Genomic DNA, 15679 nt, shown 5'->3' on the forward strand with positions numbered 1-15679 from the left:
AATCTCAATTGTATTTTATTGAAATATTGCAAAGTAACCGTTTGAGCGATAAGATTGAAGTTATGGAAAAATTTTAGGCTGTTAAAAGAGAGGAAGACATAATGGGAAACGATTTAAAAAAAGAAGTATTATCGCGCCGTACATTTGCGATTATCTCGCACCCGGATGCGGGTAAAACAACCTTAACGGAAAAATTGCTATTGTTTGGCGGCGCAATCCGCGATGCCGGAACAGTAAAGGCAAAGAAGACAGGGAAATTTGCCACTAGTGACTGGATGGAAATTGAAAAGCAGCGGGGAATTTCTGTTACCTCCAGTGTCATGCAATTTGATTATAGCGGTTTTCGCGTCAATATTTTAGATACTCCTGGACACCAGGATTTTAGTGAAGATACGTACAGGACCTTAATGGCAGTTGACAGTGCCGTGATGATTGTCGATTCGGCGAAAGGAATCGAAGATCAGACCATTAAGCTTTTCAAGGTTTGCCGGATGCGGGGAATTCCTATTTTTACGTTTATTAATAAGCTTGACCGCCAAGGAAAACCACCGCTAGAACTTCTGGCAGAACTGGAAGAAGTTCTGGGAATTGAATCCTACCCTATGAATTGGCCAATTGGAATGGGAAAAGAGTTCTTAGGAATTTACGACAGATATTATAATCGTGTTGAACAATTCCGGGTTGATGAAGCTGCACGCTATATTCCCTTAAATGATGATGGGGAAATTGATGGTGATCACAAGCTGAAATCTTCAGGACTTTATGAGCAGACATTAGAGGAAATCATGCTGTTAAATGAAGCGGGAAATGATTTTTCTGCTGAAAAAGTGCAAGCAGGAAGCCTGACACCTGTGTTTTTCGGAAGTGCGTTGACGAATTTCGGGGTTCAGACATTTTTAGAGACCTACCTGCAATTCGCGCCGCCTCCTAAAGCGAGAAATTCATCGATTGGGGAAATTGATCCGCTTTCCGACCAATTTTCCGGTTTTATTTTTAAAATTCAAGCGAATATGAATCCCGCCCACCGGGACCGGATTGCTTTCGTACGAATTTGTTCTGGAAAATTTGAAAGAGGAATGACCGTAAACGTTCCCCGGCTTGAAAAGCAATTAAAGCTTTCTCAATCCACTTCCTTTATGGCTGAAGAACGAAATACTGTGGAAGAAGCCGTCAGTGGAGATATCATCGGTTTATACGATACGGGAACCTACCAAATCGGCGATACCATTACGACGGGTAAGAATAATTTCCAATATGAGAGGCTGCCGCAGTTTACACCTGAGCTTTACGTAAGGGTATCTGCGAAGAACGTAATGAAGCAGAAATCATTTTATAAGGGGCTGCATCAGCTTGTTCAGGAAGGGGCTATCCAGCTCTTTAAAACGGTCAAAACAGACGAGTATTTATTAGGGGCTGTAGGCCAGCTGCAGTTTGAAGTATTCGAGCACAGAATGAGAAATGAATATAATGCAGAGGTCATTATGGAACGGCTGGGATCGAAAATTGCCCGCTGGATTGAAAAAGATGAAGTCGATGAAAACCTGTCAAGCTCAAGAAGTCTTCTTGTGAAGGATCGTTATGAGCATTATGTATTTTTATTTGAGAACGATTTTGCATTACGGTGGTTCCAGGAGAAAAATCCGAATGTAAAGCTTTATAATCCAATGGACCAGCATGACTAAACTCCAAAAAATTAAGGCTGTCTCGTACGAGGCAGCCTTAATTTTTTTTATTGGGAAATTTTTAAAAAAACCCCCATAAAGAGTATTTCCATATACGTAACATTTATTAAAATAAGACATGAACAATAACAAATAAACGAAGGCTCGTGGGTTAAATACAGTCTTTTCATATGCTTATCCCCATAAAGACCAAAGCTTGTTTCGTATGTTATAATTGGTCGAATAAGAGGTGAGCAAATGCTAGGTTTATTGTTTATGGCTAAAAAGAATAAAAGAACATTAGAAGATACAGTTGCCTTGATTCAGCAAGGTGATAAGTCATTGCTGAATGAACTCATCCAGGCCTATAAACCATTTATCGCTAAAACTGTTTCTTCAGTATGCCGCCGGTATATCTATGAATCCGATGATGAATTTAGCATTGGCCTTATTGCTTTTAACGAGGCGATTGAAAAATATTCAAAAGACCGCGGCAGCTCTTTATTAAGCTTTTCAGAAGTGATTATTAAAAGACGAGTTATTGACTACATTCGAAAGCAAACAAAAAATCAGCACATCAGTATTGATATAACGAATGCCCTCCAAGATGAGGAATTACCTGGAACGGCAATAGTCAATGAGCTTTCCCTTGATGAATATCAGAAAAAGACTGACGAACAGCTAAGAAAAGATGAAATTATTCATTTTCAATCATTATTAGCTTCTTTTGATTTAACCTTTAGCGATTTGGTGGAGAATTCCCCGAAGCATGCGGATGCTAGGAAAAATGCCATCATCGCAGCAAAAACACTGGTTGACAATGAAGAATTATTTAAATCATTACGCGAAAAAAAGCGGCTGCCTATTAATCAGCTTGAAAAAATGGTAAATGTCTCTAGAAAAACCTTAGAAAGAAATCGCAAATATATTATTGCCATTGCTTTAATTTTATCAAGTGATTATGTGTATATGAAGGATTATATAAAGGGGGTGCTTGATACATGAAAAAGGGAATAATAATGGAAATGGATGATTTTTTTCTCACGCTTTTAACCCCTGAAGGTGAGTTCTTACGGGCTAAGAGACTTAAGCAATCCTATTCAATTGGAGAGGAAATAACTTTTTATCCCGTTGAAGGCAAGAATCAGTTAAGATATCTATCGTCCATAAAGAAAGTTGCCAAAATGAAAACCGTTTGGGCTGCAGCGGCTGCAGTTTTACTTTTTTCCGGTTCATTTATTCCAATGTATCAAAATAATAAAGCTTATGCCTATATGTCAATTGATGTAAATCCGAGTATTGAACTAGGAATAAATAAAAAGATGCAGGTTGTGGAATTGACAGGCTATAATCCTGAAGGTAAAAAGATTATATCCCATTTGGATGATTGGGAGAAACAAGATGTTACGAAGGTGACGGAAGAAATTTTATCGGAAATAGGTAAAGAAGGGTATTTCAAAACGAACAAGCATGTCATTATTTCAACCGTTCCGACCAGTCAAATGGAAAAGAAGGAAGAGCAAAAGCTTGAAACTGATATTAAAGAGATTACCAAAGCTGTTTCCGAGCAGCAGCTAGCATATACTGTTTTATCAGGCACTGAAAAGGATCTTGAAACTGCTCACGAAAAAGGTGTCACTGCTGGTAAATACAAGGCAGTAAATAATCCAGTGGCAAAAGAGAAAGTGGAGAATAATTGGAAAAAGTATAAAAATCATAGTAATCCTACTGAGCCGGAAGCAAAGGCACCGCCAGGGCAATTAAAGAAACAAATGGAGGAAAATGTTACTCAGGAACCTCCTGCCGTTGATAATACACCGCAGGCAGCCGTAGACCAATCTCCAGTCGAAGATAATATCCCACCTGGACAGGCAAAAAAGATGGATGATAACCAACAAAAGCAAAATCCTGGGCAGGCTAAAAAGCAAGCCATTCAACAGGAATCACAGGGAAATTCACAGGGAAATTCACAGGGGAATCCCAATCCAAAAGGCAAATACCATTATTCTGACAACCAAATTAAACAAAGAAACAAATAAAAAGAGGCGCTCCATAAGAGCTGCCTCTTTGCCATTTTTATGAAATTATTCACGTCCTGATAATTGTGCCTGTGCCTGCTGGACAAGTCTTTTAGTTATTTCCCCGCCGACCGAACCATTGGCTCTAGAAACGGTATCGGACCCCAAATGTACTCCGAATTCTTGGGCTATTTCATATTTAACTTGATCAAGGTATTGTTCAATCCCAGGCACTAATAATTTATTTCTGCTGTTAGCCATATTTTTCACTCCTTATTCTATCCAGAGATTTTTTTCTCTGTAAGGGTAGTATTGATTGCTTTGACTTTATTCATAAGTGGAAATGTTTATCGAATCTGGTTAGCTTTTCAATCTGTCCCTTTGCTTACATCCTTGGTGGGATGCATAAACGGATAAGCTTGCGGCTTTCTTTTGCTTTCTAGCAGTTCCCGATTTTCTGTCGTGTTCCAGCCGATATCGTTCGTCGGGTGCACCCACTCATCCCCCGACATTATGGCTGGGTCCGTATCCTCTGACCAGTTTTCCAGTGGAGAATTTTCTGAAGCATATAAGCTATCCCCAATGACTACACCGTGCTCATTAACAAATGGCGCTTCCATTTTTATTCCTGTTCCTTCAAAGCTTGGTGCATTTATTTGATGCGGCAAAGTTTCATCGATACTTACTTTCTGTCCAATTTTCTTCATATTATCTTTTTTCATCCAGCATTCCCCCTGTTTTTTATATTTTTTGCGTAAACCTTTTTTTTATTTATGAAAAATAAGGAAACGAATGATTCAACAAAAATTGCTTAAAACTATCTATGTAACATGAATTTTAAGGAGGTTTTCCAAGATGGCTAAGCGGAAGGCTGAATTTGATGCAGTGGAAAAGTACACCAAAACCCCAAAGAAGAATATCCAGGAAAGTGAATTTTCCGCTGAATTTACCGATAACAATAATGCAATCAGATTTCAAAACCGCAATTCAAAGCTAGGAAAAAAGGGAAGAAGTTAAAATGAAAGGCCGCCGCAAGACCCCGCCAAGAATACCTACAGAGGAATTTAGTGTAGAATTTGGTGATGTAAACGGTATTCCATTGGTTGAAAAAATAAAAAACAAATTTAAGAAAAAACGCACCTAAAAAAGAAAAATAAGCCGGGAGCACCGGCTTATTTTTAGATTTTAAAAGGAAATAAAAGTGTCTCTAGGTTGGTAGCGTCAAAATACGCCAGTAAACCGGAAGCCTGGTGGTCTATTTCACCGTTTAGGAAATACTTTGTCAGGTCAAAAGACAAAAGCTCTAGCATGGTATGCTTATAGAGTTCTTTTTCATCCAGCTCAAGTTTAAGAAATTCCGGTCCTATAAGCTGCGGAGTCTCGGAAATACGTTTGTAGATTTTCGAACGTTCGCTTTTCTCCAGCCCTGCTTCCCACCAAGGTTTTCTCGGTTTGTATTTATGATGTTTTAAATAATCATATTTCATTAAACCGGAAATGACATCAAGGTTCGGAACCTCCTTCTTGACTAAAAATGAATGTAATCGCCGAAATAGATCCTCCAACTGATGGCCGATTCTTGACCAGCCCTGTTCGTCCCAGTAGGAACCAAAATCCTGAAAGAAATCGAACGGTGAAGGGAAAACATGTGTCACCAGGTATTCAACTGTGTGATCCATACGGTGGTCATTCCAATATTTTTCTAACACATCTTCCACTTGCTTTATTTTAACAATATCGTCAAACGATAGAACATTGTTGCTTAAAATCTCATATGGGGAATGATCCATATATACATAATCATGTTCTGAAGCACGTATACGTACCCCTGTTCCGCGCAGCATTTTTAAAAACCCTAACTGCAGTTCTTCCGGCCTCATTTCAAACACATCGTTGAAGGTCTTCCGGAAGGAGGCGTAATCTTCTTCAGGCAGTCCCGCGATAAGATCAAGATGCTGATCGATTTTCCCCCCATCTTTCACCATTGTCACTGTTCTTTTCAGTTTTTCAAAATTTTGTTTTCTTCTCACAAGCTCATTTGTATAGTCATTCGTTGACTGTACACCAATTTCGAAACGGAAAAGCCCTTTTGGTGCCTCTTGGTTAAGAAATTCAATCACTTCCGGCCGCATAATATCCGCAGTAATTTCAAATTGAAACACAGTTCCTGGAAGATGTTCATCAATAAGGAAGCGGAACATTTCCATTGCATAGCTTCTGCTAATATTAAAGGTCCGGTCAACAAATTTAATTGTTTTTGCACCGTTTGCCATTAAATAGCGAATATCCTCTTTAATTCGTTCCCGGTCAAAATAGCGGACACCGACTTCGATGGAAGATAGGCAAAATTGACAGCTGAACGGACAGCCTCGGCTTGTTTCGATATAAGTAACCCGTTTCCCCAACTGGGGAATATCCTCAGGAAAGCGGAAGGGGGAAGGTAATTCTTTTAAATCAAGCTTATTTCTCTGTGGTGTGCTGGCTAAGGTTCCATTGTCACGATATGCAACTCCATTGACATTCTCGATATTTTTGTTTGTATCAAGCTCCGTCAGCAATTGTTTAAAGGTTTGTTCCCCTTCGCCCATTACGATAAAGTCGATTTCCGGATGTTTTTCCATCCATTCGCGTGTGTCGTAGGAAACCTCAGGGCCTCCTAATACAATAATGAGGGAAGGCTCAATTTTCTTTAGCATATTGATGACCTTAAGGGTCTCTTCGATATTCCAAATATAACAGCTAAAACCGATAACATCCGGCTTTTGCTGGTGGAGATCGGAGACAATGTTCATCACCGGATCTTTGATGGTGTATTCCTTTAAAATGATATCAAATTCAGGTGCTGCATATGCCTTTAAGCACCTGATGGCCAGATTGGTATGAATGTATTTTGCGTTAAGGGTGGAACAAATGACTTTCATAATAAAGCTCCTTTTTCAGCTAATAAGAAAGTATAAACTTTCTGTCGAAAGCTTTATACTTTCTCAACGCATAAGTGCAACTACGCCTCTGTCTTCGCCCTTAGGGGCTCGCCAATCGGCGAGTTTTCTTTATAATAAAACAAAATAATATTATAGCTTATTTTAGCCGAAAAGGACAGGGGACAAACCGGTGCCACTTTAGCTTATGCTAAGATGATTTTCAATCGCAATCGTTCTGTTATAATACAATGAGTGACCTGTTGTATAATTAAAAAACAATGAAGATGCTTTGTAAATAAAGAATTTTTTCGATGGATTAAAATGTGTTTTAAAAAAAATGTTTGGATGTTTGATTTTTGTCACAGATTTAAAAAATAATATGGCCTACAATAGCGGTGAGATAAGTTAATTATTTATGTCTTTTTCGGGTAGTTTTATTGAACAAAGAAGGAGAGGGACATTATGTCTATTTTACCGCAAAAAAATGAGCTGGGTTTTTTCGAAATCCGTCTCGAATCAATCGGTGGTCTTGGAGCAAATCTTGCCGGAAAAATGCTGGCGGAAGCAGGGGTATTAGGGCTTGGGTTAAATGGTTCCAACTTTTCGTCCTATGGCTCGGAGAAAAAAGGAACTCCGGTTAAAAGCTTTATCCGCTTTTGTGAACCTGGGGTTGAAATTCGTGATCACAGTCCAATTGAGCAGCCTCATATTGTGGGCGTTTTCCACGAAGCATTGTATAAAACGATTAATGTGGTCAGCGGTTTAAATGCTGACGGCATCGTCTTAGTCAACTCATCAAGGGATTTCGATGATGTGAAAAAGGACTTAAAACTAGAATATGGAACATTAGCGATTGTAGATGCGTTAACCATTGCTGTCGAGGAAAAAACAAAAGTAAATACAGCGATGCTCGGGGCGTTATTCCGCATATGTGATTTTTTGGATCCGGACGCCATGAGAAAAGTTATCCGGAAGACATTCGAGAAAAAATACCCGCACTTTGTTGAACCGAACCTACGGACGTTTGACCGCGGCTATAATGAAGTTGAATTTAAAACATACCATGTTCCGGAGGATGCCCAAGGTAAAGCCTTTGCCCGCCCGCTTCCGCAGCTAGGCTATATGACCCAAGAGCTTGGTGGTGTAATCACCACTCAGGCAAATAGTATATTAAAAGATTTGAGCGGCTCAAGACAGGGCTTCCTGCCACAGTTTGAACGCGATAAGTGTATAGACTGTGCGGCCTGCGATAACGTTTGTCCAGATTTCTGTTTCGTCTGGGAAGAGGGAGAGGACAAGCGCGGCAGAAAGCAAATGTTTCTAAAGGGAATTGACTATCAATATTGCAAGGGCTGTTTAAAATGTGTGGAAGCATGTCCGACAAGTGCTTTAACGGATCTTCGCGAAATGATTGGATACGCAGATGCAAATCGTGTGAAGCAAAACTTTCCTTATGCAGTAGGAGGGAATTTATAATGGGTATTTTAGAGGAAAAATTAACAGCGCAGGTTGGAGCCGAGCAGATTTCAACCTTTGAATCCGGCAATGAAATGGCTGCGATGGCGGCAGCGCAAATCAACTATCATATCATGGGTTATTTCCCGATTACTCCATCTACAGAGGTGGCACAATTCTTAGACCAAATGAAAGCCCGGGGCGAGCATGATATTAAGCTGATTCCGGCAGATGGCGAGCATGGCTCGGCCGGTATTTGCTATGGTGCTGCCGCCACTGGGGCGCGCGTCTTCAATGCAACAAGTGCGAATGGCTTTTTATATATGATTGAACAGCTTCCGGTTCAGGCGGGCACACGATTCCCGATGGTCATGAATCTGGTCACTCGGGCTGTCAGTGGTCCGCTTGATATCCGCGGAGACCACTCAGATCTTTACTTTGGTCTAAATACGGGTTGGGTTATTTTAACGGCAAGAACCCCGCAAGCGGTCTATGACATGAATATTATGGCATTGAAAATTGCCGAACACTCCAAAGTCCGGCTCCCTGTCATTGTAGCCTATGATGGATTCTGGACGTCCCACCAAAAACGGAGAGTTCAATACTTCAAGGACCGTCGGGTAGTGCAGCAATTTGTCGGCGAATGCCCGACTGATTACAATTTTATTAGAGATCCGCAAAAACCGGTAACAATCGGTGCCCACATGAACGGCGAAGATTTGATGAACAATCACTTCCAGCAATCCGAAGCTATGTACAATGCCGGAGAGGTATTCAGGGAAGTTTCTGCCGAATATGCAAAACTTTCAGGAAGAGAATATTCTGTTTTGGACTTATACAAAATGGAGGACGCTGAAGTTGCGTTATTCCTATTAAACTCTGCAGCCGAATCGGCAAAGGATGTTGTCGACCAGCTGCGCGACCAAGGAATTAAAGCAGGGGTAATCAGTCCAAATATTATTCGTCCATTCCCGGCTAAAGAAATCCGTGAAGCTCTTAAAAATGTGAAAGCATTATTAGTCGGTGAGCGTGCCGATTCCTATGGTGCACATGGTCCAAACCTAACGCATGAGATCAAGTCTGCCCTGCAGGATGACAAGAATAATCAAACCATCGTATTAAGCCGTGTATTCGGAATGGGCGGTAAGGATTTCTATGCAAGTGATGCCCATGAATTCTTTAATATGGCGATTGATGCGATGGAGAAAGGCTATGCTGAAAAACCATTTGATTATTTCGGGCATGTACCGGGAAATCCGGAAAAAATCCTGAAGCCTGTCATTACTCCGCAGCAGGGTGATGCTTATAAATCAGGCTTAATTGAAGTGAAAATGGATGAAGAAACAAATAAATTAAAAGTGAAAATCCCGCCACTGCGGATGCTGACAAATAAGCCGAAAAGAATTGCTTCCGGTCATGGCGCCTGCCCGGGCTGCGGCATATTTGGCGGGCTGGAGTTGTTCTTTAAAGGGATTGAAGGGGATATTGTCACTCTATTCCAAACTGGCTGTGCCTACGTTACAACAACTGCCTATCCATATAGCTCGCATAAGCAGACGATGATGCATAACCTGTTCCAGAATGGTGCAGCAACCCTCTCAGGTACTGTTGAGGCCTTCATGGAATTAAAGCGGCGCGGGGAAATTCAAGTGTCCGATGATGCGACATTCGTGATGATTACCGGTGACGGCGGAATGGATATCGGTATGGGATCGGCAATTGGGACGGCACTTCGCGGCCATAAGCTGATTATGCTCGAATACGATAATGAAGGCTACATGAATACCGGGTCGCAAATGTCTTATTCAACACCGCTTGGCCATATGACAAGTACTTCTGGTGTTGGAAAAACACAGCAAGGGAAAAGTTTCCACCACAAAGATACAGTACAAATTATGGCTGCGACAAATATCCCTTATGTATTTACTGGTTCAGAAGCATTCCCGCAGGATTTGGTTAAAAAAGGTGCGAAAGCCCAGTGGTACGCACAAAATGTCGGACCAGTGTATGGAAAACTTTTAATTACCTGTCCATTAAACTGGAAATCTGAGGACCGTTATGGAACAAAAATTCTTGAAGAGGCCGTCAATTCCTGCTTCTTCCCACTGTATGAAGTAGAACAGGGTGTTACCGCTATTACCTATAACCCTGAAGAAAAGAAAAAGCGCGTTTCGGTAACAGAATGGTTTAAATATATGGGGAAAACGAAACATCTCCTCAAAGAGGAAAACAAACATCTAGTAGACGAATTCGAAAGAGAAGTAGAAAAAAGGTGGCAGCGCCTTAAAGCAAAGCATGAAAATCCATGGCTATAAAAAAGAAAAACGCAAAGCAAATTAGCTTTGCGTTTTTGTTTTAAGCTAATAAAAATTATTGGCAGAAAAAAGGGATTTCCAAGTTTTGTATAGAATATATCTTTTTAAATTAACGCTGAACTTTGGTTGATAGCGGGGTGGCCGTTTAGTGGAAATCAAATTGGAACAGGATGGTACTTTACCGAGCAAGCCTGATGTAGTGTTTTCAAAAAATGCAAAATTGCAAGAGTACGAACAAAGATATAAACGCATTTTTGAAGATTCCATTGATGGACTCATCCTTTGGGATTACCAATATCGCATAGTAGATGTAAATTTTACAGCAGAAAAGCTATTTGGTCTTCCAAAGGAAAAATTAATAGGTAGATTGTTTTATGAGCCATTTAGCAAGCTTGAAAAACAAACACTAGAAATAAAGAAACATTTAAAGCAGGTAATTGAAAAGGGTTATTATACATCCATTATTATTTTTGAGATGATTTCCGGCAAAAATAGGCATATCGAAATCAGTTCAAAATTAGACATTATGGCGGACTTGAATTTTACCGCCTTAAAGGATATTACTGAAAAGATGGATATGCAGGAACAGCTTAGGAAATCAGAAACGTTAAAGGTTATAGGCGAGCTTGCGGCCGGAATTGCCCACGAAATCAGAAATCCGATGACCGCTTTAAAAGGTTTTATCCAGCTGCTTGAAGGTAGCATCAAACAAGAACATTCCATGTACTATGAAGTGATTACTAGTGAGCTAGAGCGGATTGATACCATCATTAACGAATTTTTACTATTGGCTAAACCCCAGGAAATCCGTTTTCAGGAGAAGAATCTGAATCAAATAATGAGGGAAACCTTAGACATTTTACATGCCCAGGCTGTATTACATAATGTTCAATTCTCAACAGGGTTTGATGAAAAGCTTTCTCCGATTTTTTGTGAACCCAATCAGTTGAAAAAGGTTTTTATTAATTTAATCAAAAATGCGATCGAAGTCATGCCAGACGGCGGAAAAATTACGGTTACGATAGAGGCCTTTGAGAATAAGCAGGCTCTTATTTCAATCCAGGATGAAGGGATAGGAATATCCAAAGAGAAATTACAAAGGCTGGGGGAAGCCTTTTTCACAACCAAAGAAAGAGGCACAGGACTTGGATTAATGGTCAGTTATAAAATTATTGAGGAACATAAAGGCTCAATACGGATTGAAAGCGAAGTAGGAAAAGGGACTACATTCTTTATTACCCTGCCGCTGCATTAAAACTTAAAAAGTATGATAAAGAGGCTGACTTGCAGCCTCTTATTTGCTGTAAAGAATTATTTATAATAATCCGGTCTGCGGTCTTCGAAAATTGGAATCTGCTTACGGATTTCTCCGACAAGCTTTAAATCAATCTCTGCAGTTAAAATCTCCTCATCTGCGCCCGCTTCGGCGATAATCTCACCCCATGGATCAATGACGAGTGAATGTCCGGCAAATTGATTATTCGGATCGCTTCCGGAACGGTTACAGGCAATCACAAAGCATTGGTTTTCGATTGCTCTGGCAATTAATAGATTTCTCCAATGCGATAATCTTGGTGCAGGCCATTCCGCCACTACAAACAGCGCTTCCGCCCCTTCAGTTGTATGGGCACGAATCCATTCCGGGAAGCGGATATCATAGCAAATGACCCCGGCAAATGCATGATTATCAAGCTTAAACAGTCCTTTTTCACAACCCGCTTCCAAATAAAGGTGCTCATCCATCAGCTTGAATAAATGCAGTTTACTATATTCGGAACTAAGTTCCCCCTCACGGTTTATGATAAGAAGGGTATTTTTCACTCCCTTGTCATCCCGATTGGCGACAGAACCGCCGACAAAGTTAACATTGTACTTTTTGGCGGCATTTTTTAAAAATTCTATTGTTTGAAGCGCTCCTTTATCAGCGATTGTATCAAGGCGGGTCAAATCATAGCCTGTTGTCCACAGCTCGGGCAAGACAATGATATCAGGCTGATCGCTAGCAGCTGCTTCGATTAGTTTTTCTGCATTCTGATAGTTTTTCTCGGGATTGCCAAAGGCAATATCCATCTGCAAACAAGCAATCTTTAATTTCATTATTATCTCTCCCTTATGAAATTTCGGAATTTTTCCTTTACAAGCCGTTATAAAAGTTATATCATTTGTGACTAGAATTTCAACCTTAAAATTTAGAAAATAGCAGGTGAGAACATGAAGCATTTTCCTCAATCGGAAATATTGAATAGTCTTCCAAAGCAATTTTTTGCATCACTCGTCAAAAAAGCTGGAGAGTACATAGAACGGGGATTTGATGTGATCAATTTAGGCCAGGGGAATCCTGACCAACCGACACCAGGGCATATCGTTGCTAAGCTTCAGGAGGCAGCGGCAAACCCTATAAATCATAAATATTCTCCATTTCAAGGATTTCCTTATTTAAAAAAAGCCGTTTCTGATTTTTATTTTCGGGAATATGGTGTAGAACTCAACCCCGAAAAGGAAGTCGCAATCCTTTTTGGAGGCAAAGCAGGTTTGGTGGAGATTCCACAATGTTTGTTAAACCCTGGGGATACGGTTTTGGTTCCTGATCCAGGATATCCTGACTATTGGTCCGGGGTCGCACTGGCTAAAGCCGAAATGGTCACCATGCCTTTGAAAGAAGAAAATCGTTTCCTTCCTGACTATAGCGAGCTAGGGACAGAGGATCTTGAGAAGGCAAAATTAATGTTCCTCAACTATCCTAATAATCCGACCGGTGCTGTTGCTGACCTAGAATTTTTCGAAGAGACTGTAAGTCTTGCAAATGACCATGATATTTGTATTGTACACGACTTCGCCTATGGAGGCATCGGTTTCGATGGTGTAAAACCACCAAGCTTCCTGCAGGCACAGGGTGCCAAAGATGTCGGCATTGAAATATACACACTCTCTAAAACTTATAATATGGCAGGCTGGCGCGTTGCTTTTGCAGTAGGAAATGAAAGTGTGATTTCTGCACTAGAGCTCATTCAGGATCACTTATATGTCAGTTTGTTTGGTGCCGTCCAGGAGGCAGCGGCTGAAGCGCTGACAGGCCCTCAGGACTGCGTGAAGGAATTAAATGAGATGTATGAGCAAAGACGAAATTGCCTCATTGACGGCCTCTGTTCGATAGGCTGGGACGTGTCTGCTCCAAAGGGATCTTTCTTTGCCTGGCTAAAAGTGCCGAATGGTTTTTCTTCCGAGGAATTTTCCAACATTTTGTTGGAAAAGGCTCAAGTAGTAGCAGCGCCGGGAGTTGGTTTTGGTTCGTATGGTGAAGGATATGTCCGAATCGGCCTGCTGACCTCAGAAGAGCGCCTTGCAGAAGCAGTCAAACGGATCAGTGAGTTAGAGATATTTAAAAAAAGCTAAAAATATAAAGTTACAAAGCTGGCTAAGATTTTTTTAGAGCCAGCTTTTTTATATTAGATTCAGGGACTTTTGTACTAAAAAAATATTTTAAAAAAATGTACAATCCTCCCACAATAATGAATGCGCTTTCATTATTGACGCAAAGCGGTTTTTATCAATAATCCCAATCCACAACTAACTACTTGGGAATTTATGTCGAAATTTCAAGAAAACAAGCAAATAAACTGTCGAAAATAGAAAGTTTTAGAATGTTTTGTCTACTTTTGCGAATGTATTTACATTTGAAGAAATTCTTGTCATAATTCATCAAGTAGTCTAATTTTTTAGCGAATTAAAGTAAGTGTGTAAGAGGTAGGAGGATAACATTGTACGAGTATAGTAATACCACTAGTCACAGTCCGAGCCATAGTCAAATGATTGAAGAGATAAAAGCAAAACGAGAACTTATGATAAAAAGTGCAAATACATTGGGATTTACAAGTGAACAAACCATTAAATACAGTCAAGAACTGGATGAGTTAATCAATGAGTATCACCGAATGATGGGACAAGCCTCCAAACCACCCGAAGAAATCAAATTCGCCTTAAAGCAAATGATCATGATTTGGCCCAAAGTATTAGTCTAACTAATTACTAATTATCTAACTGTAAAATGCCCAGAAACCTCAAAATAAAGGCCTTCCGTTACATTTAATCATTGTAGCAGAAGGCCTATTCTTTTTAGTGCCTCCTTTAAAAAAATATTTTTCAGAGAGAAAAATATTTTCTACATGTATAGACAGTGCTGTGATTTTTATCATTGTCTATATCTCAATATTTCATATAGTTAAATTAGTACTATTTTCTATCTAAAATACCCACACCATGATGAACTTCACCCGTGCTTGCTGCACATGCAGCAAATTTTTTCTTATATGAATTTTCCAGCTTTTTTCATTCAATTAAAGAAATCTATTAATTTTGGGTAATATGCTTAAATTGCGATTCATATATCGTTAATAAAAGCATTTTTAATAACCAACCAGTAAGTCAAACGCTTTCATCATTTTTAGCTTATTTGGAGGAGGGAAGTCCTACATGCACATTGTCGTATGTGTCAAACAAGTACCCGATACAAAAATCATCAAAATCAATCCGAAAACAAATACACTCGACCGCAGGAGTGCCCCGGCTATTTTGAACCCATATGATGCCCATGCGGTTCAAGAAGCTGTTAAAATCAAAGAAAAAACTGGCGGGACCATCTCGGTTTTATCAATGGGACCTCCGCAGGCAACTGCTGTCATTAAGAAAAGCGTTGAAATTGGCGCAGACCAAGGGTATTTAATATCGGATCGTGCTTTTGCCGGTGCCGATACACTTGCAACCAGTTACGCCTTATCAAAGGCGTTGGAGAGAATTTCCAAAGAACTCCCAATTGACATGATTATTTGTGGAAAGCATGCCATTGATGGAGATACCGGTCAGGTTGGCCCTGGTATCGCCCGGAGATTGGATATTCCTCCTGTTACAAATGTGATTGAGGTAACAGAAGTGAATGAGCGTGAGAAAACGGTCTTAATTCAACGGAAATTAACCAACGGATACGAACTGGTCCAGTCGGAAATGCCTTGTCTATTAACAGTTGAAAAAGAAATCAATGATATCAAGTATTCACCAATGCCGAACATGATTAGTGCTGCAAGATATGAACCTATTATTTGGGCAGTGGATGATCTTGAAAATGTTGACCGCTCACAGCTTGGACTAAAAGGGTCACCTACGGTTGTCGGCAAAATGTTCACACCTCCACGGCCTGAAGGCGGGAAAAAGCTAGATGGTTCCGCCGATGAGCAGGTAGGTCAGCTAATGGATATTCTGATGGAGAAAAAAGACCTGTTTACATTACAGTCAACTAAATAATGTTAATAAATTTT

The 15679-nt window shown here is 40.1% G+C and carries 15 protein-coding genes; 11 read left to right on the forward strand and 4 right to left on the reverse strand.

Annotated elements, in window-relative coordinates; genetic code table 11:
- Positions 1 to 101: 101 nt before the first annotated feature.
- From KHB02_RS08990 to KHB02_RS09000, 3 genes are all read left to right on the forward strand, one after another.
- Positions 102 to 1682, forward strand: a complete 1581-nt coding sequence (locus KHB02_RS08990; RefSeq protein WP_213140939.1) for a peptide chain release factor 3 — start codon at positions 102 to 104, stop codon at positions 1680 to 1682.
- A gap of 237 nt (positions 1683 to 1919) precedes the next feature.
- Positions 1920 to 2666 carry an RNA polymerase sigma factor SigI gene (gene sigI, locus KHB02_RS08995; RefSeq protein WP_213140938.1) on the forward strand — a complete coding sequence of 249 codons (747 nt, stop codon included), beginning with the start codon at positions 1920 to 1922 and terminating at the stop codon, positions 2664 to 2666.
- Positions 2663 to 3700: an anti-sigma factor domain-containing protein gene (locus KHB02_RS09000; protein WP_213140937.1), complete on the forward strand. Its 1038-nt coding sequence runs from the start codon at positions 2663 to 2665 to the stop codon at positions 3698 to 3700. Before sigI ends, KHB02_RS09000 begins: the two co-directional genes overlap by 4 nt.
- Before the next feature lie 45 nt (positions 3701 to 3745).
- On the opposite strand, the gene KHB02_RS09005 is transcribed toward KHB02_RS09000, so the two are convergent.
- Together KHB02_RS09005 and KHB02_RS09010 are read right to left on the reverse strand one after the other, a co-directional pair.
- Positions 3746 to 3940 (reverse strand): alpha/beta-type small acid-soluble spore protein, encoded by a 195-nt coding sequence (locus KHB02_RS09005; protein ID WP_213116535.1) that lies wholly within the window; start codon positions 3938 to 3940, stop codon positions 3746 to 3748.
- A gap of 107 nt (positions 3941 to 4047) precedes the next feature.
- Complete coding sequence (locus KHB02_RS09010; protein WP_241113789.1) at positions 4048 to 4401, reverse strand: DUF3905 domain-containing protein; 354 nt, start codon at positions 4399 to 4401, stop codon at positions 4048 to 4050.
- Positions 4402 to 4534: 133 nt separating this feature from the next.
- Here KHB02_RS09010 and KHB02_RS09015 point away from each other — a divergent pair, with 133 nt between their 5' ends.
- Complete coding sequence (locus KHB02_RS09015; protein ID WP_213140936.1) at positions 4535 to 4696, forward strand: hypothetical protein; 162 nt, start codon at positions 4535 to 4537, stop codon at positions 4694 to 4696.
- 1 nt (position 4697) lies between these two features.
- Positions 4698 to 4823: a hypothetical protein gene (locus KHB02_RS29750; protein ID WP_277398204.1), complete on the forward strand. Its 126-nt coding sequence runs from the start codon at positions 4698 to 4700 to the stop codon at positions 4821 to 4823.
- A gap of 34 nt (positions 4824 to 4857) precedes the next feature.
- Here the strand turns inward: KHB02_RS29750 and KHB02_RS09020 are convergent, their stop codons facing one another.
- Positions 4858 to 6600, reverse strand: coding sequence for a B12-binding domain-containing radical SAM protein (locus KHB02_RS09020; RefSeq protein ID WP_213140935.1), 1743 nt, complete (start codon positions 6598 to 6600; stop codon positions 4858 to 4860).
- Between the two features lie 462 nt (positions 6601 to 7062).
- On the opposite strand from KHB02_RS09020, the gene KHB02_RS09025 reads away from it, so the two are divergent.
- The 3 genes from KHB02_RS09025 to KHB02_RS09035 all read left to right on the forward strand — a co-directional run bounded on the left by KHB02_RS09025 (position 7063) and on the right by KHB02_RS09035 (position 11625).
- Positions 7063 to 8076, forward strand: a complete 1014-nt coding sequence (locus tag KHB02_RS09025; protein ID WP_213140934.1) for a 2-oxoacid:acceptor oxidoreductase family protein — start codon at positions 7063 to 7065, stop codon at positions 8074 to 8076.
- A complete protein-coding gene (locus KHB02_RS09030) occupies positions 8076 to 10370 on the forward strand; it encodes a thiamine pyrophosphate-dependent enzyme (protein WP_213140933.1) in 2295 nt (764 codons plus the stop codon). Before KHB02_RS09025 ends, KHB02_RS09030 begins: the two co-directional genes overlap by 1 nt.
- A 148-nt stretch (positions 10371 to 10518) precedes the next feature.
- Positions 10519 to 11625 carry an ATP-binding protein gene (locus tag KHB02_RS09035; RefSeq protein WP_213140932.1) on the forward strand — a complete coding sequence of 369 codons (1107 nt, stop codon included), beginning with the start codon at positions 10519 to 10521 and terminating at the stop codon, positions 11623 to 11625.
- A gap of 56 nt (positions 11626 to 11681) precedes the next feature.
- Here the strand turns inward: KHB02_RS09035 and KHB02_RS09040 are convergent, their stop codons facing one another.
- On the reverse strand, positions 11682 to 12590 hold the full coding sequence (locus KHB02_RS09040; RefSeq protein ID WP_420848078.1) for a carbon-nitrogen family hydrolase: 909 nt from the start codon (positions 12588 to 12590) through the stop codon (positions 11682 to 11684).
- Between KHB02_RS09040 and KHB02_RS09045 the strand changes: the two genes are divergently transcribed.
- The 3 genes from KHB02_RS09045 (at position 12582) to KHB02_RS09055 (ending at position 15665) form a co-directional block, all read left to right on the forward strand.
- Positions 12582 to 13763, forward strand: a complete 1182-nt coding sequence (locus KHB02_RS09045) for a pyridoxal phosphate-dependent aminotransferase (protein WP_213140930.1) — start codon at positions 12582 to 12584, stop codon at positions 13761 to 13763. The genes KHB02_RS09040 and KHB02_RS09045 overlap by 9 nt on opposite strands.
- Positions 13764 to 14128: 365 nt before the next feature.
- Positions 14129 to 14389 carry an aspartyl-phosphate phosphatase Spo0E family protein gene (locus KHB02_RS09050; RefSeq protein ID WP_241113790.1) on the forward strand — a complete coding sequence of 87 codons (261 nt, stop codon included), beginning with the start codon at positions 14129 to 14131 and terminating at the stop codon, positions 14387 to 14389.
- 451 nt (positions 14390 to 14840) lie between these two features.
- Positions 14841 to 15665 (forward strand): electron transfer flavoprotein subunit beta/FixA family protein, encoded by an 825-nt coding sequence (locus tag KHB02_RS09055; RefSeq protein WP_213140928.1) that lies wholly within the window; start codon positions 14841 to 14843, stop codon positions 15663 to 15665.
- Positions 15666 to 15679: the final 14 nt, after the last annotated feature.

It is taken from the genome of Neobacillus citreus (genome assembly GCF_018343545.2).
Classification (GTDB): Bacteria; Bacillota; Bacilli; order Bacillales; family Cytobacillaceae; genus Neobacillus; species Neobacillus citreus.